Origin of the sequence: Buttiauxella selenatireducens, assembly GCF_031432975.1 — a bacterium.
Lineage (GTDB): Bacteria > Pseudomonadota > Gammaproteobacteria > Enterobacterales > Enterobacteriaceae > Buttiauxella > Buttiauxella selenatireducens.
The window spans coordinates 1901204-1923478 of sequence record NZ_CP133838.1 but is presented as its reverse complement, the minus strand read 5'-3'; the positions used below and the strand labels follow the sequence as shown (position 1 = coordinate 1923478).

Genomic DNA, 22275 nt, shown 5'->3' with positions numbered 1-22275 from the left:
AATAATGAAATGGGTCTGTTTAGTTTTGTAACTGAAGCTGGCGTCAAATTATGGGATTCTGTAGCAGGAAAAAATAGCGATGAACTCGGCACGAATCTGCAAGACCATATCAAAGGATTAGGGATCCCTGGTGCAGAAAACGTGGCAGTCCAGGTTGCCGAAGATGGCACAGCCACAGTTGATGGTGAGGGTTTATCACAGGAAGCTAAAGAAAAAATTCTGGTCGCCATCGGTAACGTTGCTGGTATTAGTCAAGTTAACGATAATATTTCAGCAGCGTCGTCGGGGACTGAAAGCCGCTATTACACCGTAAAATCAGGTGATACGTTAAGTTCTATTTCAAAAACTGAATATGGAACACCCAATGAATATCAACGTATATTTGAAGCCAATAAGCCGATGCTGAAAGATCCAAACAAAATTTATGTGGGTCAGACTCTAATCATCCCATAAAAATACACTTCACCTCCTCATTGCTTTCATCAAGAATGAGGATTTTCTATAGTGAAATAAATTAATACAAACAAGGAGTAATGTCGTGAGTTTATTTGAACAAATGGCAGGTATGTCTGGCAACCTGGGTGAAAATATGGGCGCATATCAGGAGATATTTTCATGGTGTCAGCAAGAGGGTGGGATTTCTGGATTGCTGGAAAAATTCCGCCAGTCTGGGCTAAGTGGCATCGTTGATTCTTGGGTCAGCAGTGGCAACAACCTGCCTATTTCTTCCGAACAAATTGCTTCGATATTGGGCTCCCCAGTGATTGCTGGACTGGCAACAAAGTTAGGGATTGATGCGCAGAGTGCATCAGGATTAATCGCAGAGTATTTGCCAAAAATTGTTGATGGCCTCTCTCCGAATGGTCATCTGGATGAAAATAATGACTTAGTCTCAACCGGATTAAGTATGTTAAAGGGTAAATTGTTCGGCTAGTCGTGATTGACTTCCTCCGGACAAACATTTTAGAAAGTGATTTGTCTGGGGGTTAGAGGGTCTACAGAGATAACCTATAAAATACCGTGCAGTTACCTGAAACAGGTTGACTAGCAATCCTTTCCCTGGCCTTCCCATTACACCGTTATGATGGGAAACAATATCTTGATTTTCAAAACAATCATTAGCAAAAGCAATATGCCCGTTGCCACCACAGTGAAGGACACAATGTAATGCCGACGCTGAACCAAACCGCAAAACATCGCTAAAGAACCGCTTAATAACAACATCCCCCCCATCATGTAAAAGATGTCTCCAGAATGCGTCCAGCCACGCAGACATAGCAACCCTGGCAACAACATCGACCATCCCGTTCTGTGCCAGGACAATTGGGTCCGTTCAGGTTGTAATCCGGGGTCTCTGCTCATTATGCCTGTCCCTGCCAGAGTAATACCGCAAGCAATACCGCGATGATGAACATAAATCCGGCCAGCACCACCAGTGTTCGGGTGTAGGGCAGATCACGCTCCAGTCGCATAGCATATTCATTTTTACGCCAGCGCCGCCAGGCGATAAACCCCATACAGGAAGCGGCGCTCAGGAGTAATAAAGAGAGCGTCATTCGGAGTGCATCAGACGAAAGTTGAGGTGAAAATTGCTCAATCCCCACCGCTCCCGCCATCAGCGCCAGCGCAGTACGTATCCAGGCCAGAAACGTTCTTTCATTGGCCAGAGTGAATCGGTAATCCGGCATTTTTCCCGCAAGCCACCATTTACCCCGAGGCTGAGAGGATGGAAAACTATCCTGTCGATTCATGCTTAATCCTTTCTTTTATCAGTAATTCTTTAATCGATAGCCCTGTTGATACACTGTCGCGCAGGTTATGTCTGGTCACTTCAGTGCACAAAAACTCGATGATGAACAGTTGCGAAATACGTGTGGCAATAGAGTCCCCCTGGTAAGGTCCTGCGCTCCCACAGGTCAGCAACCAGCTATCCGCAAGCTCCGTCAGTGGCGACTGCGGACTGTGGGTAATAGCAAGACATTCCGCGCCTGCCTTTTTAGCCAGCCTGAATGCATTCACCACTTCTGGTGTCTCGCCGGAATGGGAAAAGGCCACGACGAGGTCAGTGGGTTTCAGGTTGGCCAGTTTCAACGTCATGGTAAAACGGTCGGTATATGCTTCAGAGTCGATGCCCTGGCGGTTCATTTTGTCGCGCGCTTCCATTGCAGACAGTCCCGATGCGCCAAATCCCACAAACAGCACCCGGTTTGCCCGCAAAAAACGCTCCACAACCGGTTTGACCACTTTCATGTCGAGCAGCCCGATGGTCTCCTTCATGGTGGTATCCACCGTCAGGGCAATTTTCTGTGCGACATCATTACGCGTGTCATCTAAAAAAATATCCGGCGATGAAGGTAAAAGCAGGTCGCTTTCCTCCAGCAACTCGCGTTTCAGTGCAGCTTTCAGCTCCAGCAAACCTGTGTAGCCAATCTTTTTGCAAAAACGGACGATGGTCGCTTCACTAAGTTGCACTGTTTCCGCCAATTTTCGCACTGGCATCTGGGCGACTTTAGCTGGCTGTTGCAGAATAAACTCTGCAATGTGCCGGTCTGTTTCACCCAGCCCCCCCAGAATATTGCTGATGTACACCCGTACGTTTTCCCGGTTAACACTCATAACTGTGCTCTGCTCCCCTGCGATAATGGCAGGTTGTATTCTGGCGCTCCTCCGCTCACGCGTCCATCGCAAACCGCAATCTGACGTCAAACGTCTGCTTGTTGCCTGGCATCAGTTGCCGGAACCCCCGCTTATGCTGGATTTGTCCATCAAAATCAGGGGCGTCGGTTGTTCCGGCCAACGGTTCGATACACAGAAGATCTTCCCCCGGCACTCCCCACAGCGCCAGCCAGTCATGAGCCCCGGTTTCCATCGTCAGTACGGTCACGCCATCAGGCCTGCGAATATGAATTTGCCGCTGCTGGCTGCCGCCAAAATAGACCGCGCCAGCCTGAAAAGCCTCGCTCGTCAGGGGAAACTGCGTGGTTAGCGGCGTAGCATCCTTGATTTCCAGCGTCCGCTCGCGGGTCGGAAAGGGTCCATTAACCCCCTCTTCCCCAAAATCGACCCACCATCCCGTTTCAGTTGCCAGCGGCAGCGCAAAACCAGGATGCCAGCCAACGGAATACCTAAAGGGACGGGTATCATCATTGAAAATGTGTTGGCTGAACGTTAGCCCCTCGTCATGCAGCGTAATGTGCACCTGCACCCGCCATTTCCACGGCCAGGCAGCCCACGTTTCTGGTGTGGATCTGGCTTCAAGTACAAGCTGGTCGCTGTTGTTGTTAATGCGGTGAAACGGCTGGCGACGGAGAAAGCCATGGGCTGGTAACGGCAAAAATTGCCCCTCGCTCCACACACCCTCGTGGATCAACCGTCCCACAACCGGGAACAGTTGCGTGGCCGAGTTATTCCAGACATCTGCGCGAGGTTGCCACATCCACTCCCGACTCTCTCGTTTGTCTCGAATATGAGAAATCTCGCCACCCGTTTCGCTTATTTCAACCTGAAACCGCTCATTTTCCAGACGCCAGACCGTCATAGTTACTCCGTTCTCAGCAACAGGCGAGACTGATAGACCAGCGCTTTATGTTTATCGCCGCTGAAGCAAGCATCTATCAGCGTGAAGATATCGATTTCCGTCAGCGTATGGCCTGGCGGTAAATGCCCGAGTACTGCGTCCTGAGAAAGCCCCTGTTCCCGTGCCGCACTCAGCACAAAACGCAGCGCCTCTTCTACGCCATGGTCTGCACAGCGATAGTTTCCTTCTGTCCAGGTGTTATGTCGGGCCCAGCGTTCGGCAAACGCCTGTTCGCCTTCTCGCGTCAACGAATCCAGTTCAAAACGGGTATAGAGTTCTGGCGGAGCGTCGTGGATCTGCATCAGTCCTTTCATCGCCAGGGCGTAGTGAAATGCGCGTTCACTGTCATGCAACGGTTGCATCTGACCGGGATCGGATTTCAGATCAAACAGTTTATCGCCGAAGCGCCACGGGTTCAGATAACCAAACGAGGCCGGGATCTGCATCACCTGTGCGCCCTGGGTAAAATCAAACCCCGGATGAATGCGGATGTCTTTCAAATCCCTGACGCTAAACATGCTGTCAATTCGCGTAGGCATCAGGGTGTATTCGAACAGATTCCCCTTGCCTTCTTCACGCGGGCAACGCATGTAAACATATTCACCGTCGGTGATATTAATATGCCCACCGTAATAGCCGAACAACGCGTGATCCCTGATGGGGGTGTCGTTTTCCACCGCCGGACGTAGCGGTTTACCGGTCATAGAAGACGGGAGTGGGACGTCAAAATAGTCCAACAACGTTGCCGGGATATCGACAGTTTGCGCCAGAGCACTGCGTCGAACCCCTTGTGTTTTACTGCGCGGATCGCGGATGAAAAACGGGGTATTAGCGATTTCGTTATACACCGGCATGATGTTTTTGCCCCACCACTGGTGTTCGCCTAGCAAAAAGCCGTGGTCGGTGCAGACGATAAACAACGTGTCTTCCCACAAATCCAGCGCTTTGAGCTTGTCCATCACCTGCCCAAGATAGTCATCACACATGGTGACCAGGGCCTGGTAAAAATTCCTGACTTTTTCGTCATCCTTACCGCCCGGCGCACCACAGTAATAGGGCACCCAACCGTCGAACTCTTCTGCCGTGCAGCCATACTGGGCCAGGTATTTTTCCGGCACAAAGAACGGTTCATGTGGATCAAAGCATTCGATTTGCAGGAACCAGTTGTCCTGATGCTGGTTGGTTTCCAGAAACTCCAGCCCGGCACTGACTGTGCGATGCGTAAAGTGCTCTTCCTGAGTCGGCATGGCGGCACGGTTGATCAGATCCTGAGTCATTCGCCCGCTACGTCGGCGCAGCGTCTCTTCGTCTTCCATCCCTTGCCAGTTGATGGCGGGCTTTTCAACCTGCCCTTTCCAGCAATCTCCTTCCTGGCCACGGATAAATTCAAACGTGGAGTAACGGGTATGGTAAGTTGCGCCACCATCCCGCCAGTAGTGCTTGTGATCCGTCACCATATGCGTGTGGACACCAGCCTGATGCAGCGCCTGGAAGGTCGAAAAATCAAACGGCTCAATCGGGCCCCAGCTACGGTGCAAAAAGTTATAGCGACCGGTGTGTAATTCCCGGCGAGCTGGCATACAAGGCATGCTGCCAACATAGAAATTATCAAACTGAGCCGATTCCCGTGCCAAACGGGTAAAGTTCGGCGTAATCGCATCCCCGCCGTAAGGGGCAAGGTGATTACGGGTCAGCGTATCAAACATCAGCATTACAGCTTTCATTAGACTTCTCTTCTTCTATGAACCGATAAATTCTTCAACTTCGTTCTTAATCAGTGTGACATGGGGGCCATAGACCACTTGCACCCCTTCACCCCGCACGAAAGCTCCGCGACTGCCCAGTTGTTTAAAGGCATCTACCGTGACGTGTTGTGGGTTTTTGACGGTAATACGCAGTCGGGTTGCACAGCAGTCCACATCGACAATATTGTCCCGCCCACCCAATGCCTGCACGATCCCTGCCGCACGCGCATTTCCGCTGACGGGCGCTTCCGCCTCCTCTTCTTCGCTCTCATTATCACGACCCGGTGTTTTTAGCTGACGCCAGTTGATCAGGAAGCGGAAGGAGAAGTAATAGAGGCAGAACATCACCGCACCCAGCGGTAACATCAGCAACCAGTTGGTTTTGGCATTGCCTTGTAACACCCCGAAAAGCAGGAAGTCGATCAAGCCACCGGAGAAGGTTTGCCCAACGGTGATTTGCAGAATATGGGTCAGCATGAAAGCAACGCCGGTCAGCACGATGTGTACGCCGTACAGCAATGGCGCACAGAACATAAAGGCAAATTCCAGTGGTTCAGTGATCCCGGTGACAAAAGCGGTCAGTGCCGCAGAGAGCATCAGGCTGGCGACCTTTTTCTTGTTTTCCGGGCGAGCCGAATGGTAAATCGCCAGTGCCGCCCCTGGCAGGCCAAACATGAAATCAGCAAAGCGACCCGCCATAAAGCGCGACACCCCGATGTAGTAGTGCGTCACAGAGGGGTCGGCTAACTGTGCAAAGAAGATTTTCTGCGTTCCCTGCACCAGATGACCGTTCACCACAGCCTCTCCTCCGACACTGGTCAACCAGAACGGGAGATAGAACAAGTGATGAAGCCCGAGAGGAATCAGACATTTAAGGATCATGCCGTAGATCATCGTCCCGATATAACCGGTTTTTTCAACCAGCCACCCGAGATGAGTGATCCCTGACTGGATATGCGGCCATACCCAGAACAGCGCGACACCGAGGAAAATGGCGAAAAACGAACTCATAATCGGCACGAGACGGGAGCCACTGAAAAAGGCCAGCAGGTTGGGAAGTTCTGTTTTACCAAAACGCTTCTGCACCCAGAAAGCCAGCAGACCACTCATGATGCCGCCCATGACACCGGTTTGCAGCGTGGTAATACCCATTACGCTCGCCTGCCCGGCTGCAGCCAAATTTTCAGTTGCCAGCGTCCCTGAGAGCAGTAAAGAGGCATTAATGGCTTTATTCATCACGATAAAACACAGCACTGCAGCCAGGCCCGCGGTTCCTTTGTCGCTACGCGCCATCCCCACAGCAATACCCACCGCAAACAGCAACGACAGGTTATCGAAGACCACGCTGCCGCACAGTTTCATCACGGTGAATATTGCCTGAATGAATTCACTGTTCAGGACCGGATAGGTTGATATCGTCACTGGATTGGTGAAAACACCGCCAAATCCCAGAAGCAGGCCCGCAGCAGGCAGAACGGCAATCGGTAACATAAACGATTTGCCCAGGTTCTGTGCTCCGGCAAACAGTTTGCTCATAAAGACCCCTGATGTTGATGTTATGAAATTTAAATTTCATGTATTATGATTAATTGTGAAATCTATATTTCGATCCTTTTCACTTAAAGTCAAAAGGTATTGATAAATAAGTGAGCAGAATCACTAAATTCTCTGTGTGTATTTTTTCAGGAGCGCTCATGAGCCGACCCTTTCATCTGATGGCCAAACCGGTCAGTTACCAGTGCAATATCGCCTGTGATTACTGCTTTTACCTTGAGAAGGAACAAGGCACGCTGAAGCCCAAAAAAGCGGCGCGGCACATGGATGACGCGACGCTTGAAGCCTATGTTCGTCAGTATATTGACGCCAATCCTGGTCAGGACATTGAATTTACCTGGCAAGGTGGCGAACCTACCCTTGCGGGTATTACGTTCTATGAAAAGGCACTTAAGCTGCAGAAAAAATATGCGGGTGGTAAACGCATCAGCAACAGCATGCAGACCAATGGCGTACTGATTGATGAACAGTGGGCTGAGTTTTTGGCCAGACATCGCTTCCTGGTCGGATTATCCATTGACGGCCCGGCATGGTTACATGACCGCTACCGGAAAACACGCAGTCAACAATCCGTCTTTGACAAAGTGACCCGCGCCATGGCCCTGCTCAGACAATACAATGTGGATGTTAACGTGTTGACGGTGGTGAACAATGTCACCGCAGAACATCCACAGGAGATTTACCGGTACCTCAGTCAGGAACTGAAAGCGGAGTTCATCCAGTTTATCCCGGCGGTAGAACAACGCCCCGTCAATGAAAAATTCGGCGAACTCCTCTACCCGCAAACCCTGGAAGGACGCTCAGTAACCGAATGGTCTGTCTCAGGGGAACAATGGGGAAAATTCATCAATGGCGTTTTTGACCTCTGGGTCAGGCAGGACGTTGGTCGCGTGTATATACAGATGTTTGACAGTGCGTTAGCCGCATGGCTGGGTGAAAAACCGTCGTTATGCGTGATGCAGTCGTCGTGCGGCTTTGGCCTGGTGGTCGAGCAAAACGGGGATGTTTACAGTTGCGATCATTACGTTTACCCGGAACATCGATTAGGGAATGTTCGACGCGACAGTCTGGCGAAGATGGCGGGGAGCAAACAGCAGCGAAAATTTGGGATGGCAAAAACGGAAGTCAGCGCGCAATGTATGCAGTGCGAGTGGCGTTTTGCCTGTCACGGAGGATGCCCAAAACACCGTATCCATAAAAGCGGCGAGCGCTGGCATAACCATCTGTGCGCAGGGTACAAGGCTATATTCAGTCATATCAATCCCTACATGCGCTACATGGCGGAACAAATTCAGCAGCAGCGCCCCCCTGCCAGCATTATGCATGTTGGGTTCTTTGCGGACACGACGCAGAGCTCGAGTATCTGACCAGGATAGCCGCAGTTGACGACCAGAAAAAAATTCTAAGTAACGGCTCGGTAACGATGACAGCCGCTGGAAAACCGTAATACAAAACCGCCAGGTCAGGCTTGCCGCTAAACAGACCTGGCACTTTGTCACCTGATGATTGCACTTTAGAAAGCAAAGGACCTTCACTGTAAAAAGGTGGTCAATTTGGTGGTCGCGACAAATTAAAATTTTTTCTTTAAATTACTATTCAGTCAGTTACTGGCAAAGGCGAGTCCAGTCAGAGCCAAATTTAAGAAGCCCGCTTAGGAAACTAAGCGGGCTTTTTGCTTTTTGGGAAGCGCTAAGGAGAAGGTCGAGAGTTACCGTCAGGATAGATAACTCTCGTGTAGCAAAGAAATGAGGCAGATTTCTGGGAAAGATTAAACGCCGGAGTTGTCGAGCAGGTCTTTGCTGGCCGCTTTCAGGTACTGGAACATTGACCAGAACGTTAACACCGCCGCGATAAAGAACAGACCAATCCCCGCATATTCAACCCACATATTGGGACGCCACAGCATACCGATCAATGCCAGCATCTGGGCCATGGTTTTGGATTTACCAATCCAGGAGACGGCAACACTGCTGCGTTTGCCGATCTCAGCCATCCACTCGCGCAATGCAGAAATAATAATTTCACGAGCAATCATGGTGGCCGCAGGTAACGTCACCCACCATGCGTGATAGTGTTCAACCACCAGCACCAGTGCGACGACGACCATAACTTTATCCGCTACAGGATCAAGGAAGGCGCCAAAACGCGTGCTTTGGTTCCAGCGACGCGCCAGATAACCATCAAACCAGTCAGTGATAGCGGCAAACCAGAAGATAAACGCGCATAGGAATGGCGCCCAACTAAACGGCAGATAAAAAGCCAGCACAAAGAATGGGATAAGGATGATACGAAACAGAGTAAGCAATGTTGGGATATTAAATTGCATAGTGCTGGTTAACTGTCTGTCGTAAGTGGAAATTGTCTCTATGTTGCTACAGAGCCCTTAATGTTTCAACGAGTAGAAGATCTTTTCTGCCAACGCTTGCGAGATACCCGGCACTTTTGCGATTTCTTCTACGGATGCATTCTTTAATGGTTGCAATCCCCCCATATATTTCAACAACATCTGACGACGTTTTGGCCCAACGCCTTCGATTGTCTCCAGCGCACTGGTATTTTTTACTTTTGCACGTTTTTTGCGATGGCCAGAAATCGCATGGTCGTGGGATTCATCACGGATATGCTGAATAACGTGTAGCGCTGGGGAATCTGGTGGCAATGAGAACCCCTCACCTTCCGGTTCGAAGAACAATGTCTCCAGTCCGGCTTTACGGTCAGCCCCTTTTGCCACGCCCAGCAACAGAGGATGATGTTTGTCCCAGGGAACATCCAGCTCCGCAAATACCGCTTTCGCCTGGCCGAGTTGCCCTTTCCCGCCGTCAATGAGAATCACATCGGGCACTTTGCTCTCATCTATCGCCTTACCGTAGCGACGACGCAGCACCTGATTCATCGCGGCATAATCATCGCCCGGCGTAATGCCTTCAATGTTGTAGCGTCGATATTCGGCACGCAGCGGGCCATTGGCATCAAAAACGACACAGGAGGCCACGGTTTGCTCGCCCATGGTGTGGCTGATGTCAAAGCACTCCATCCGTTTGATTTCGGGCAATTCAAGCACGCTGGCCAGGGCCGTTAATCGCTGATGGATGGTTGATTGCTGCGCAAGACGCGTCACCAGCGCCGTTGCCGCATTGGTTCGGGCCAGTTTGAGGTAACGCGCGCGGTCACCGCGAGGCTTGGTCTGCACGTTGATTCGCCGCCCAGCCAGCTCAGTTAAAGAGTCTGACAGCAAGGTTTTATCCGGCAGATTGAAATCGAGCAGAATTTCAGAAGGCAAGGTGCGCATCTGACTGCCTTGCAAATAGAACTGACCGACAAATGTTTCGACCACTTCTGAGAGTTCTGTGCCGTTTGGCACTTTGGGGAAATAACTTCGGCTGCCTAATACTTTGCCCTGACGAATAAAAAGCACGTGCACGCATGCCATACCCGCATCAAACGACACACCAATCACGTCCAAATCATCGCCCGTATTGGAAACAAACTGTTTCTCAGTTACGCGACGCACCGCCTGAATTTGATCGCGAATTCTCGCGGCTTCTTCAAACGCCAGATTTTTGCTCGCCTCTTCCATCCTGGCGATCAGTTGATTCAGAACCTGATCGTCTTTACCGGACAGGAACAAACGGACATATTCCACTTGCTGAGCATAGTCATCTTCACTGACTAAACCTGCCACGCATGGCCCGAGGCACCGCCCAATTTGATATTGCAAACAAGGGCGCGAACGATTGCGATAGACATTATTTTCGCACTGGCGAATCGGGAAAATTTTCTGCAATAACGCCAGAGTTTCGCGCACTGCGTAGCCATTCGGGAATGGCCCAAAATATTCCCCTTTCGCGTGTTTCGCCCCACGATGCATTGCAAGTCGCGGGTGAGTATCGCTACTGAGGAAAATAAAGGGATAGGATTTGTCATCACGCAGCAGCACGTTGTAACGCGGCTGATACAGTTTGATGTAGTTGTGTTCCAGCAACAACGCTTCGGTTTCGGTGTGAGTGACCGTCACGTCAATATGCTGGATTAAGGCAACCAGAGCTTCTGTTTTACGGCTTGCAAGATTGCTCCTGAAGTAGCTCGACAAACGCTTCTTCAAGTCTTTTGCTTTACCAACGTAAATGACCGTTTCACTGGCGTCATACATACGATAGACGCCAGGTTTACTGGTTACGGTTTTAAGAAAAGCTCGTGGGTCAAAGATTTCACTCACTACTGATTAACGTCTCCGCACTAAATAAACCATGACGAATGGCCAGGTGTGTCAGCTCAACATCGCCACTGATATTCAGTTTACTAAACATGCGGTAACGGTAACTGTTGACCGTTTTCGGGCTGAGATTAAGCTGCTCTGAGATCTCATTGACCTTCTGGCCTTTGGTGATCATCAGCATAATCTGTAATTCACGCTCAGACAAACTCGCAAACGGCGTGTCTGTTTTTTCAGGTTCAATCTGGCTTAATGCCATCTGTTGGGCAATATCTGACGCTATGTAGCGCTGCCCCGCATTGACCGAACGAATCGCATTTACCACATCTTGTGGCGCGGCACCTTTACTTAAATAACCAGAGGCACCCGCTTGCATAACTTTCGCAGGTAACGGATTCTCGGTGTGAATCGTCAGCATAATCACTTTGATATCGGTTGAATACCGCACGATTTTGCGTGTTGCTTCCAGGCCACCAATACCCGGCATGTTCATGTCCATCAGGACAACATCAACCGGATGACTACGGCACCACTTTACGGCATCCTCACCGCAATTTGCTTCACCTGATATCTTGATCCCTTTGATATCTTCAAGAATGCGTCGTATCCCTGCGCGCACCAGTTCGTGGTCATCAACAAGAAGTACGTTGATCAAGGGGACCTCTCCAGAATAGGGATAACGCTGCTGAAAATTACTAAACCATATTAACGGGTTTTCAGGCAACTTTAAAATATAAAAACAGATTTTCAGAACTTACACCTGTTTGGAAATTTAATTGTACACGGGAGGTAGAGACAGAAAACAGATTGATTCATCGATATAAATAGTAAAAATGCTTTTCATATTAAAAAAAACCAAAATCCACTTGTAATAGAAATATTAAATAACGATCGCATCGTTACGTTTTTTTAACTATAAATAAACAAATTCAATACAATCACTCGCATTGTACAGTGACCACGCTGGCACCTTCACGTAACCACTAATAAAATGGTTTACGACTGTGCTATACTCCGCCGCCTTACGAAACCGTTACACGAAACAACGGTGTACCAACCGAGACCGAGGAACACGAATGAGCACTCCTGATTTTTCCACCGCAGACAACAGTAGTGAATTGGCTATTGAAGTCACCTGTCTGAAGGCAATGCTAACTCAGATGCTGAAAGCCATGGGCCAAGCCGATGCAGGCAAGGTTATTATCAAAATGGAAAAGCAAATCGCTCAAATGGAAGACTCGGCCCACGCAGACGTTTTTGGTAATACTGTTAAGCAAATTAAACAGGCATACCGTCAGTAATCGAATCGCGACGGCTGGATGAGCTCAGGTTCTCCAGCCGTTTCGTTGCACAAACCCCGCAAGACCTTCTTTATATGCCCAAGAATTTCAAGATGCAGGTAGGCGGGAATATTAAATAATCCCTATCGCTGCTGCATAACAGGCAATTTGTGTTTTATTAGGTGCATTAAATTTCTTTTGCATATTTTTCTGGTGAAAATTCACTGTATTTTCTGATATCGACAAAATAATTGCGATCTCAGCTGATGTTTTCCCCTCGCCAGTCCATTGCAATATTTCTCGCTCACGTTTGCTCAGCTTTAATGCCATCGCTGCCATTGATGGGTCATTAAGACGCATTAACGTCATTAAGCTCAGTTCCGCCAAATATTGCAGGCGCATTTGCAGTTCATCCTCAGGCAAAACTTTGCCTTTCCCCACCGTGCGCGAGACCGAATAAAAGCCCAGCGCACGATTAGGTGCCATCACGCACTGGGTTATGCCGCGTCGCAGGCCGTGATCTCTTGCCGCATCCCAGAAATCCTGCGTGTCACTAAAAAGCTCGTCATTCCACTGCAGATTCCCGCGCATGAAATTTTCAGGGCGTAAAACCGGATCAATAGCGAAATAATTTTCTGCATGATAATGGTCGAGCCAACGCTGGGGATATGTCGACTTTAACGACGTCTTCGGGCGCGTAAAGGGGACCGGGTGACGAATGCACAAGGAGTAATAGTCAAATTCCAGCAATGCCGTTTGCTGATGAAGTATTTTCGTTATTTCGTCAGCCTGAGTCACAGACTGGAAGATATTCAGCGCATCCTGCCGCCAGATAAAAAAGTTGCGATCGTCCATTATGTCTGGCGATTCTCCTGACACGGAAATCATTTACAAATGTAATGCCTAACGCTATCACATTTATCAATATTATTTATATGATAAAACGGCCATTGGCGCAGAATATTGAAAAATCGCGCTAAATGGCCATTACCTCATTAATTTAGCTTATGATTTATCCATCACACGCAACGGTTAATGGCCCCGAATGGGGCCATACCGATCATTGGGTGAGGAATTTTTCCAGGAACTGTTGCGTGCGTGGTTGTTTAGGATTGGCAAACAATTCACGTGCTGGCCCCTGCTCAACAATGCGGCCTTGATCCATAAAAATGGCACGGTCAGCAACATCACGTGCAAAGCTCATTTCATGCGTCACGATGACCATCGTGCGTTTTTCTTCCGCGAGTTGGCGGATAGTGCTCAACACTTCGCCCACCAGCTCAGGATCGAGCGCTGACGTTGGCTCATCAAACAAAATCACTTCTGGTCGCATCGCCAACGCGCGTGCAATCGCCACACGTTGTTGCTGTCCACCGGAAAGACGACGCGGATAGCTGGTTTCTTTACCGCTCAGGCCGACTTTTGCCAGCAATTCACGTGCCCGCGCAATAGCTTCGTCCTTCGGTTCACCTTTCACGATAACCGGCCCTTCGATGATGTTCTCAATCACCGTTCGATGGGGGAAAAGGTTGAAGCTTTGAAACACGAATCCCACGTGCTGGCGCAATTCCCGCACGCGATTTTTCTGTTTACTGAGCGACTGCGCCGCATCAATGGAAATTTCACCGACCTTGATGGTCCCAGATTCGGGCTCTTCCAGTAAATTAATGCAACGCAGCAAGGTGGTTTTACCGGAACCACTTGGCCCGATGATCGCCACCACTTCGCCCGCTTTCACTTCCAGATCGATACCATGCAGCACGGTCTGCCCGTGGAATTTTTTGACCAGTTGTTTTACGTCGATTGCGCTCATTTTGGATCCCTGTCCTGGCGGTTTAGCTGATTTTCAAAGTAGTTTTGCAACGACGAGAGCACCGTTGCCATTACCCAGTAAATCAAAGATGCCGCGAGATACATGGTAAATACCTCAAGAGTACGGGAGGTAATAAGCTGCGCCTGGCGAAACAGTTCCGGAACCTGAATGGTTGCCGCAAGGGACGTGTCTTTCACCAGACTGATAAAACTGTTGCTCAGCGGCGGTAACGCGACACGCGCGGCCTGCGGCAAAATCGCCCGACGCAACGTTTGCCACGGCGTCATCCCGATACTGGCTGCGGCTTCCCACTGCCCTTTCTCGATAGACGAAATCGCCGCACGTAACGTTTCGGATGCGTAGGCGGCGGTATTGAGCGACAAACCAATCATCGCCGCCGGAATAGGATCCAGTTCAATGCCAAACTGCGGTAAGCCGTAATAGATCATGAAGAGCTGAGCGATTAACGGTGTCCCGCGAAAAATCGACACGTAAAAACGCGATAGCCAGCGAAACGGCAAAAACGATGACAAACGCATCAGCGCCAACAAAAAGCCGAGTATCAACCCAAAGAACATACCGCCGATGCTGAGTTGCAGCGTAAAGACGGCACCTTTGAGCAGAAACGGTGCCGAGTCCAGCACCAGTTGAATACTTTCTTGCATACTTAGATGTACCCTGTTTTTTATTATTAGCTATACCCTAAATAATTGGAGTTGCATCCAGGCGGCAAACTCGGGAGTCCCCAGGAGCTTACTTGAGTAAGTGACTGGGGTGAGTGAGTGCAGCCAACGCAGAGGCAACTTCAAGTATGACGGGTAATTATACGTGCGGATGATACGCAAACAGCGCTGGCGCTCCGCCCGTATGAATAAAGATAATTGGGCCGTCGTCTTTAAAACGCTTCTGCGCCACACCATCAATTAATCCCGCCATCGCTTTGCCGGTATAAACTGGATCGAGCAAGATCCCTTCCAGACGCGCTAACAATTTAATGGCTTCAAGCCCTTCTTCGTTAGGCTGACCATACCCCGGTGCGAAATAATCATCCCATAAATGGATGGGGTTTGACGCGCTGACACTCAGCGATTGTGCGACCGCCTGCTGCAACGCTTCTACTTTTGGCAACTGCTGCGCGATAGTGCGCGAAACCGTCACGCCGATTAAATCGACATCCGGCATGACTTGCTCAAGGCCAACCGCCAGCCCAGCATGCGTTCCTGCGCTTCCCGAAGCCACGACTACCGATGAAACACTGACCGCACCTTCACACTGTTGCGCGATTTCCAGCGCACTCTCAACATAACCCAACGCGCCCAGTGCATTCGAGCCACCAACAGGGATCACGTACGGGCGAAAACCTTGCGCTTCGAGGCGAACGGCAATCTCTTCGAGTTGTTGGTCCGGCGAATGCAGCGCGTCACACATTTCGATTTCAGCATCGAACAGGTCGAGCATCAAACGGTTGCCGTTGGTGAGATAGTTTTCAGCCTGCGTACCAATGGGATTTTCCAGTAAAGCTACGCACTTTAGGCCAAGTTTTGCGGCAACCGCCGCAGTCTGGCGCACGTGGTTTGACTGAATAGCCCCCGCCGTCACCAGCGTATCAGCCCCTTCACGCAACGCATCGGCGGCCAGAAACTCAAGTTTACGAAGCTTATTTCCCCCCATCGCCATTGGCGTGGTGTCATCACGTTTGATGTAGATTTCGCGGCCGAGATAATCGGAAAAACGCGGCAGATATTCGAGAGGCGTCGGGGCGCCGATGAATTCCAGACGCGGGAAACGCGTCAGATTATGCAGTGACATGAGCGACTCCGTTACACTTATAAAAATTCCAGATTTATTTATTATGCACCAGCCTGGCGGTTTGCCCGCAGATACAAATAAAAAAGGTGCTGGAATCAGCACCCTTTTCAGATTATCGGATATTACTTGGTTACGTCAGCACCAAACCACTTCTCAGAAAGCTTAGCCAGAGAGCCATCTTTCTGCATGTCAGCGATGCCTTTGTTAATCGCTTCGACCAGGTCTTCGTTGCCTTTACGTACGGCGACACCGGCTTCCTGACGTGAGAACGCATCACCTGCTACCGCCAGGGTATCTTTGGTTTTCTTCACCAGATCCAATGCCGCCAGACGGTCGACCAGAATCGCATCAATACGGCCTACGCGCAGATCCTGATACTTCGTTGGGTCATCGTCATAAGTACGGATATCAACGCCCTGCACATTGGCACGTAACCACTCTTCGTAGTTAGTCCCAAGACCGACGCCGACTTTTTTACCTTTCAGGGAGTCCGGCCCGGTAATGCTGCCTTCGTTGCCTTTCTTCACCAACGCCTGGATACCAGAAACGGTATAAGGAGTGGAGAAATCGTATTTCTTCTTACGCTCATCAGAAATGGTCACCTGGTTAATCACCACATCGATGCGTTTAGAGTCCAGCGACGCCAGCATACCGTCCCATTTGGTGGGTTTGAGGTCTGCTTTTACGCCCAGATGCTGCGCCAGCTGTTCTGCAAATTCCACTTCAAAACCGGTCAGTTTGCCGTCATCACCCTGGAAGCTAAACGGAGGATAAGTCCCTTCCAGCCCAACCAGCAATGTGCCGCGCTCTTTCACTTTCGCCAGTAAGTTTTCGGCGGCGAACGTTTTAACACTCGCACCCGCTACCAATGCCACAGCCAGTACGCCCATCAGCGCCTGACGCCCCACCATTGCTAATTTCATAGTTACCCCGAATGTTTATATTTTGGTTGTATTGTAACGACTTAATATAATCAATCAAAACCACTGTGCTACAACTTATGCCTTTTTAATATATATCAGAAGTTGATTTATTTTCCTGGAAATGGACATCCCTATTTTGATTCAGGGTTTGAAATTGCCCGTACTTGCGCAGAGCAATACGGTAATTATTGGTACTGGTTGGCGGCAACCACGCGTCAAATGAATCGTCGAGGTAGGCGACAGGGGAAGAAGGAAGAGGAATATTCTGTGAAGACAGATGGTTACCGAGTCGACGCAAGCGCACCACATACTCACGAATGGTGCCATGGCTCATCTCAGTTTGTTCGAACAGGTACTCTTTAAAGCCGATGATATCGAAATAGTGCTGCTGCTCTTTGGAATACAAATCACCGCAGAAACGGCACAACGCCGCCCAGGACTGGCGCTCAGTCTGCCAACTATTTTCATCAATGAGCGAATCAAGCTGTGCAATAGCGGTTTTGCTGACAATTTCACCACAACGCGTCAGCGTGATCCTGTCGAGTATTTTTGCGCAATGGGCACAATGAGTCTGTGTGTGTTTAAAGTCTTTTAAATAGCGGCTCAATGGACGCTTTTTGGATTGCTGTACCGTCATGATGTTATCCCGGTCGTCTTATAATGTGCGGCACTCCCTACAACTTACCGAGCTTTGTGCGTAAGCGTTTAATCGCCTGGCTGTGCAACTGACTGACGCGCGACTCCCCCACTTCCAGTACCGCGCCAATCTCTTTGAGATTCAGCTCTTCCTGGTAGTAAAGAGTCAGCACCATCTTTTCACGATCCGGTAGTGCATCTATCGCATCCATCACGCGTTGGCGAAGATTCCCCTCCAACAATTGTTGTAATGGGTTCGCCTGCTGATGCTCTTCAGTAATCAGTTCGATACTGTCGCCATGCTCTTCACGCCACTCGTCATAAGAGAAGAGTTGGCTATTGTTCGTGTCGAGCAACATCTGGCGGTATTCGTTGAGCGGGATATCCAACCGGTCTGCCACTTCTGTTTCGGTAGCATTACGGCCCAGCTCTTGCTCCAGTTGACCAATTGCCTGCGCAACACCACGGGCGTTACGCCTGACGCTGCGTGGCACCCAGTCACGGCTGCGCAACTCATCAAGCATCGCCCCACGGATGCGCTGCACCGCGTAGGTAGTAAATGCCGTTCCTTGCAGGGCATCATAACGGTCCACTGCGTTCAACAACCCGATGCCGCCCGCCTGTAGCAGGTCGTCAAGCTCCACACTCGCGGGCAGGCGTACCTGCAGGCGCAATGCTTCGTGACGCACCAATGGTACATAACGCTGCCACAGCGAGTGTTTATCCATTACACCTTCAGCGGTATACAGTGAATTCACGATAAACAGCCCTGCGTTAGTTGAGTTATCGGCATGATTATCCGTTTCTGGAGGGTTTTTAATCGCAAGAATAGGCGCTAAAAAAGCAGTCTATTTTAAGGGCGTAACCAAAATAGCCCCATTAAGAAGCTATCCCAAAAGGAAATGTCAGTGTTTCATGAAAGACAATTTCTGAAGATTGGGTATGACAGACAGCATGGAAGGATCAGAGTTGGGGGTAAGCACCATTAAGCCACCGAAGTGGCTTAATGGTGCATTATCAGGAAGGTAACCAGGCTTTCGACCAACGATTGAGAACGTCACCTTGCAGCATATGATGCTGATAAATCGCCTGCTGGAGTTGCTGTCCCATTTTCTCACTGGCATTAGGATCGTTCAGATGCATGCGGATTGCATCATGCCACTCTTTGAAGCGATTCTTCACCCGGGTTACAGGCAAATTCCCACGGTAACAGGCCACATCGCTACAAATAACCGGAACCGCACAGGCACCATACTCGAGCAAACGTAAATTACTCTTACAGGCATTGAACAAATTATCTTCTACCGGTGCCAACGCCAGATCGAGATTCAACGATGCCAGTTTTTGCGGATAAAGAGCAATATCAATCCCTTCGTGGAATTCGTCCACATAAGGTCGTAATTTAGGCGGGCACATGCCAAAGAACACCCATTCAACCTCACCAGCAAACGCTTTCACTACATCAAGGATCATCTCAAGATCGCCGGTATGACTTGAACCACCAGCCCAACCAATACGCGGTTTCTTCCCTTGATTGCGCAAGCTGTGCAGATTTCCCCACCAGTCGAGTGAAAGACAGTTTGGCATGACAACGATATCACGATGGAGATCGCCCAATGCATCGGCCAGTGGCTCAGTAGAGACGACAAATCTGTCCATATAGCTCAGACTTTTTCGCAACATTTTCATAACGTCTGATCCAAATTGCGAACGGTGATGGCTTTTCAGCGGGATATTCGGCAAATAGTCATCAAGTTCAAACACCTTGAAGACGTTAGTTAATTTGCTTGTACGACGCACCCACTCGTGAAAACCCAGGGAGATATTACGCTGGATGACAATGCTATCCGGTTGATAGCGTGCAAGGTAAGGCACACTCAGCAGCTCTTCAGACAACTTTCCGTCAACGATGGCATCCCGCTGCATTGCTTCAAAAGGCTTAATGATTCGATAGTAACCACAGCCCATGTAATCGGCCATATGCGGTACCACAACAGGTAATGGTTTCCATGACAGTGGACGCCAGCTCAGTAAGCTATCAGAGCAAATAGTAAACGGTTGCTCGCTGAGTGATAAATTCACATTGTAGGCATTGTCATTAGCGATTTGCGGCATCCAGTGAGCGAATACGCGGTCTTCATCCTCTTTCTTCCGCGCTAAACGCTTATCCCGCTGGGTGTCCGTTTCATGCTTTTTGCTCGGAGTACGAAGAATACGGGCATGCGGAGTCCAAACGGTTAAGTATCCCAGCTCTCTGGCACGTAAACAAAAATCGACATCACTCAGGGATGTCAGGTTTTCATCCATACCGTTGCATTCGGCAAACAAGCTTCTACACACCAGCATAAACTCGCCAGAGACAGCCGAATAATTCTGATCGGCATGCAAGCGCCCCATATATCCCTTATGAGCATCATTTACCCCGTAGAAGGCATCGTCCGCCACACCGTTAACGCCCAGCACGTAGCCTGCATGATGTATTGTGCCATCGGCATAGAATTGTTTTCCGCCCACAATCCCCACTTCCGGGCGCAATCCGTGGTTCATTAACTGTTCCAGCCAGTTGCCTTCTGTCACCGCAAGCGAAGTGTGCATCGTGACCAAGTAGTCACCCTTGGCTTTCTCAGCGCCAAGGTTAGTCATAGCGCCAATGTGGTAAGAACCGGTATATCCAATAAACTGGAGCCGTTCAGGATCCACCTGACAAATACTTTCAAGCCAGTCCAGCGCCTGCGTGCTTTGCGTATTATCTGCCACCACAATCAGTTCATAATTCAGCCAGGTCGTTTTTTCAATAAGTGAAGTCACACAGGTAATCAGGGCCGGGAGATCGCTGTCGGCCAGGACCAGCAGGGAAACTAACGGCCGCTGATCATGGCGATATTCCACTCGATAGTTACCATGTGCTGTTTTCACTACTTCAGCATTGGTAAAGCCACGTCTGGCGAGATGTTGGGTGATGGCAGCCAACTCATCCGAGTTATGATCTTTGAATATTTCAGTATTCAGTAACAGTTCGCCAAGATGTCCTATTGGACCAAATCCCTGCGTCTCTACCACTTTTAATGCAAGGTCTAATTCATACGCCCCAGGGAAAACGGCATCGAAGCCCTCTGCCGCAAGCAGGAGTTCACGTCTCCAAAGCCAATGGTGAGCCATGATCCCTGGCGAACTCAGCAGTAGATCCAGGTTAAAGTCCGGCCGGAATCGCACAGCCATTTGTAATTCATCCGGACTAAAGGTTTCATCACAGTAAACCGCCAACAAACTGCCTGCCTGCATAAGCGTTGTACCGAGAGATAATAAAGCTGACGGGTAAAATGTTGCCCCTGCGGGGATAACCAGCAACCACTCAGCACACACTTCCTTAATCGCATGATTAAACCCTGGAATGCCCTCGTCCGTCACAACTACGGACAGAGTCAGTCCTGGATAATCACCTTTCAGTGAATTAAGCGTTGCATCAACCAGATCAGTTTCAGCACCAGCGCTATCGATGATAACCGCCAGTTCGACATTTTTATCACGCGTCTCAACCCAGGCATCGGTAAGACGGCGTTCACTATCGAGCAATTTACGCGCACCTAACCAATCACGGAACTGGCTTTGGATTAATTCATGCTGCATATGCGTCAGAATGTCTTTTTCAGCAAACTGTTGCGGCTGGCTTAGCGGTGCGACGCGAACCAAACCGCTTGCACAGCCTGGCACTTCTTGCACCAGCTGATTTGCATATTCAATATATGCAAGAGAGCTTTTTTCGCTGCGCGGATCTCCGCGACGGGCAATATCACTTTTCTGGACACGGGAAATACGGAATTGACTCAGCACTTCAGTTAAATAAGCCAGATGCCCGTTGCAGAAAACCCGGGTAAACATCATCAAATCTTCAAAGAAGTGTATGACCTCTCCATTGAGGCTAAATAAGCCATCTTCGGTCGCCATCAATTCCAGAATGTCATCGCGATGCACTAAAACCGTGCAAAATTCACCAATGAAATTAATCATCTGCTGGGTTTGAAAAGCGATAATATCGCGGCCCCACAGGATACTGTCCTGTGCTACTGGACTCGACGTTGCCAGAATGTCAGAGGCGTTATTCCCTGAGGCATCAATTCGTTGGCGGCGGGAAGTTGCGATACGAACATCATCATGTATTTCAATAGCTGCCACCAGCTTGCTGACGCAAGTGGAGTGAAGAACGTCATCATCAGAAAAAAGCTTTATGTATTTTCCCTGGCTTTCATGGAAACATCTTTCGTAGTTTCCCACATCACCCAATGCCGGATGGTTGCGGAAATAGCGGATAGTATGCTGGCAGCGGTCTTGATAGCGCTTCACTATCTCGCTAATACTCTCATTCGGACAGTCGTCGCAGACAATAATTTCGCAGTGGGGGTAATCCTGGGCAATCGCACTGGTTAGCGATTGCTCAAACCATATGGATTTATAAGCTGGGATAATAATACTAACAAGCGCAGGGTGAGCCATAAACACTTTTCCTATGGATAGCAGACAGCAGACTGGCGTGGAAATAAATAAACAGACTTCACCATAACTCAGGCCATTTTATTTAATTCCTGCAATACCCATTAAAAAACACCCTAATCCCTGTTTTTGATCGGCAAATCAAATTGATTGAATATGAAGTTGAATTCGTGATTTTGAGGTTTTATCTATAGACAATGTTAATATCCATTCTGTCTCAAACGGGGAAGTCAACGT

The 22275-nt window shown here is 49.4% G+C and carries 21 protein-coding genes; 4 read left to right on the top strand and 17 right to left on the bottom strand.

Features of this window, described 5'->3' with window-relative positions; all coding sequences use genetic code 11:
- Window positions 1–9 precede the first annotated feature (9 nt).
- Complete coding sequence (lysM, locus tag RHD99_RS08915; protein WP_309878470.1) at window positions 10–453, top strand: peptidoglycan-binding protein LysM; 444 nt, start codon at window positions 10–12, stop codon at window positions 451–453.
- Between the two features lie 85 nt (window positions 454–538).
- Window positions 539–934 (top strand): YidB family protein, encoded by a 396-nt coding sequence (locus tag RHD99_RS08910; RefSeq protein ID WP_309878469.1) that lies wholly within the window; start codon window positions 539–541, stop codon window positions 932–934.
- Window positions 935–1071: 137 nt separating this feature from the next.
- On the opposite strand, the gene RHD99_RS23995 is transcribed toward RHD99_RS08910, so the two are convergent.
- From RHD99_RS23995 to RHD99_RS08885, 6 genes are all read right to left on the bottom strand, one after another.
- On the bottom strand, window positions 1072–1296 hold the full coding sequence (locus RHD99_RS23995; RefSeq protein ID WP_374708479.1) for a hypothetical protein: 225 nt from the start codon (window positions 1294–1296) through the stop codon (window positions 1072–1074).
- Between the two features lie 65 nt (window positions 1297–1361).
- Window positions 1362–1751, bottom strand: coding sequence for a YidH family protein (locus RHD99_RS08905; RefSeq protein ID WP_309878468.1), 390 nt, complete (start codon window positions 1749–1751; stop codon window positions 1362–1364).
- On the bottom strand, window positions 1735–2616 hold the full coding sequence (locus RHD99_RS08900) for a MurR/RpiR family transcriptional regulator (RefSeq protein WP_183269720.1): 882 nt from the start codon (window positions 2614–2616) through the stop codon (window positions 1735–1737). The genes RHD99_RS08905 and RHD99_RS08900 overlap by 17 nt, the downstream gene beginning before the upstream one ends.
- A 55-nt stretch (window positions 2617–2671) precedes the next feature.
- On the bottom strand, window positions 2672–3538 hold the full coding sequence (locus RHD99_RS08895; RefSeq protein ID WP_309878467.1) for an aldose epimerase family protein: 867 nt from the start codon (window positions 3536–3538) through the stop codon (window positions 2672–2674).
- A 2-nt stretch (window positions 3539–3540) separates the two neighbouring features.
- Window positions 3541–5301: a sulfatase gene (locus tag RHD99_RS08890; protein WP_309878466.1), complete on the bottom strand. Its 1761-nt coding sequence runs from the start codon at window positions 5299–5301 to the stop codon at window positions 3541–3543.
- A 15-nt stretch (window positions 5302–5316) separates the two neighbouring features.
- On the bottom strand, window positions 5317–6858 hold the full coding sequence (locus RHD99_RS08885) for a PTS transporter subunit EIIC (RefSeq protein ID WP_183269723.1): 1542 nt from the start codon (window positions 6856–6858) through the stop codon (window positions 5317–5319).
- Window positions 6859–7016: 158 nt separating this feature from the next.
- On the opposite strand from RHD99_RS08885, the gene RHD99_RS08880 reads away from it, so the two are divergent.
- Window positions 7017–8243 (top strand): anaerobic sulfatase maturase, encoded by a 1227-nt coding sequence (locus tag RHD99_RS08880; RefSeq protein ID WP_309878465.1) that lies wholly within the window; start codon window positions 7017–7019, stop codon window positions 8241–8243.
- Between the two features lie 401 nt (window positions 8244–8644).
- Here RHD99_RS08880 and pgsA read toward each other — a convergent pair whose 3' ends face one another.
- From pgsA to uvrY, 3 genes are read right to left on the bottom strand one after another with little or no spacing between them, the layout of a single operon-like run.
- The gene (pgsA, locus tag RHD99_RS08875; RefSeq protein WP_183269725.1) at window positions 8645–9202 is read right to left on the bottom strand and encodes a CDP-diacylglycerol--glycerol-3-phosphate 3-phosphatidyltransferase; all 558 of its coding nucleotides are present in this window, start codon (window positions 9200–9202) and stop codon (window positions 8645–8647) included.
- A gap of 57 nt (window positions 9203–9259) precedes the next feature.
- A complete protein-coding gene (gene uvrC, locus RHD99_RS08870; RefSeq protein ID WP_183269726.1) occupies window positions 9260–11092 on the bottom strand; it encodes an excinuclease ABC subunit UvrC in 1833 nt (610 codons plus the stop codon).
- Complete coding sequence (gene uvrY / locus RHD99_RS08865; protein WP_270144669.1) at window positions 11085–11744, bottom strand: UvrY/SirA/GacA family response regulator transcription factor; 660 nt, start codon at window positions 11742–11744, stop codon at window positions 11085–11087. Before uvrY ends, uvrC begins: the two co-directional genes overlap by 8 nt.
- Before the next feature lie 421 nt (window positions 11745–12165).
- On the opposite strand from uvrY, the gene RHD99_RS08860 reads away from it, so the two are divergent.
- Window positions 12166–12390 (top strand): DUF2594 family protein, encoded by a 225-nt coding sequence (locus RHD99_RS08860; protein ID WP_183269728.1) that lies wholly within the window; start codon window positions 12166–12168, stop codon window positions 12388–12390.
- 111 nt (window positions 12391–12501) lie between these two features.
- Here RHD99_RS08860 and sdiA read toward each other — a convergent pair whose 3' ends face one another.
- The 8 genes from sdiA to RHD99_RS08820 all read right to left on the bottom strand — a co-directional run bounded on the left by sdiA (window position 12502) and on the right by RHD99_RS08820 (window position 22041).
- Window positions 12502–13224, bottom strand: coding sequence for a quorum-sensing transcriptional regulator SdiA (gene sdiA / locus RHD99_RS08855; protein ID WP_270144667.1), 723 nt, complete (start codon window positions 13222–13224; stop codon window positions 12502–12504).
- A gap of 205 nt (window positions 13225–13429) precedes the next feature.
- Window positions 13430–14182 carry an L-cystine ABC transporter ATP-binding protein TcyN gene (gene tcyN, locus RHD99_RS08850; RefSeq protein ID WP_183269730.1) on the bottom strand — a complete coding sequence of 251 codons (753 nt, stop codon included), beginning with the start codon at window positions 14180–14182 and terminating at the stop codon, window positions 13430–13432.
- A complete protein-coding gene (gene tcyL / locus RHD99_RS08845; RefSeq protein ID WP_183269731.1) occupies window positions 14179–14847 on the bottom strand; it encodes a cystine ABC transporter permease in 669 nt (222 codons plus the stop codon). The genes tcyN and tcyL overlap by 4 nt, the downstream gene beginning before the upstream one ends.
- A 157-nt stretch (window positions 14848–15004) precedes the next feature.
- Window positions 15005–15991 (bottom strand): D-cysteine desulfhydrase, encoded by a 987-nt coding sequence (dcyD, locus tag RHD99_RS08840; RefSeq protein ID WP_309878464.1) that lies wholly within the window; start codon window positions 15989–15991, stop codon window positions 15005–15007.
- A 122-nt stretch (window positions 15992–16113) separates the two neighbouring features.
- Entirely contained in the window at window positions 16114–16914 is an 801-nt protein-coding gene (gene tcyJ, locus RHD99_RS08835) for a cystine ABC transporter substrate-binding protein (RefSeq protein ID WP_183269733.1), read from the bottom strand.
- 85 nt (window positions 16915–16999) lie between these two features.
- Window positions 17000–17551 carry a flagella biosynthesis regulatory protein FliZ gene (gene fliZ / locus RHD99_RS08830; RefSeq protein WP_309878463.1) on the bottom strand — a complete coding sequence of 184 codons (552 nt, stop codon included), beginning with the start codon at window positions 17549–17551 and terminating at the stop codon, window positions 17000–17002.
- 37 nt (window positions 17552–17588) lie between these two features.
- On the bottom strand, window positions 17589–18308 hold the full coding sequence (locus RHD99_RS08825) for an RNA polymerase sigma factor FliA (protein ID WP_183269735.1): 720 nt from the start codon (window positions 18306–18308) through the stop codon (window positions 17589–17591).
- 259 nt (window positions 18309–18567) lie between these two features.
- Window positions 18568–22041: a glycosyltransferase gene (locus tag RHD99_RS08820; protein ID WP_309878462.1), complete on the bottom strand. Its 3474-nt coding sequence runs from the start codon at window positions 22039–22041 to the stop codon at window positions 18568–18570.
- Window positions 22042–22275: the final 234 nt, after the last annotated feature.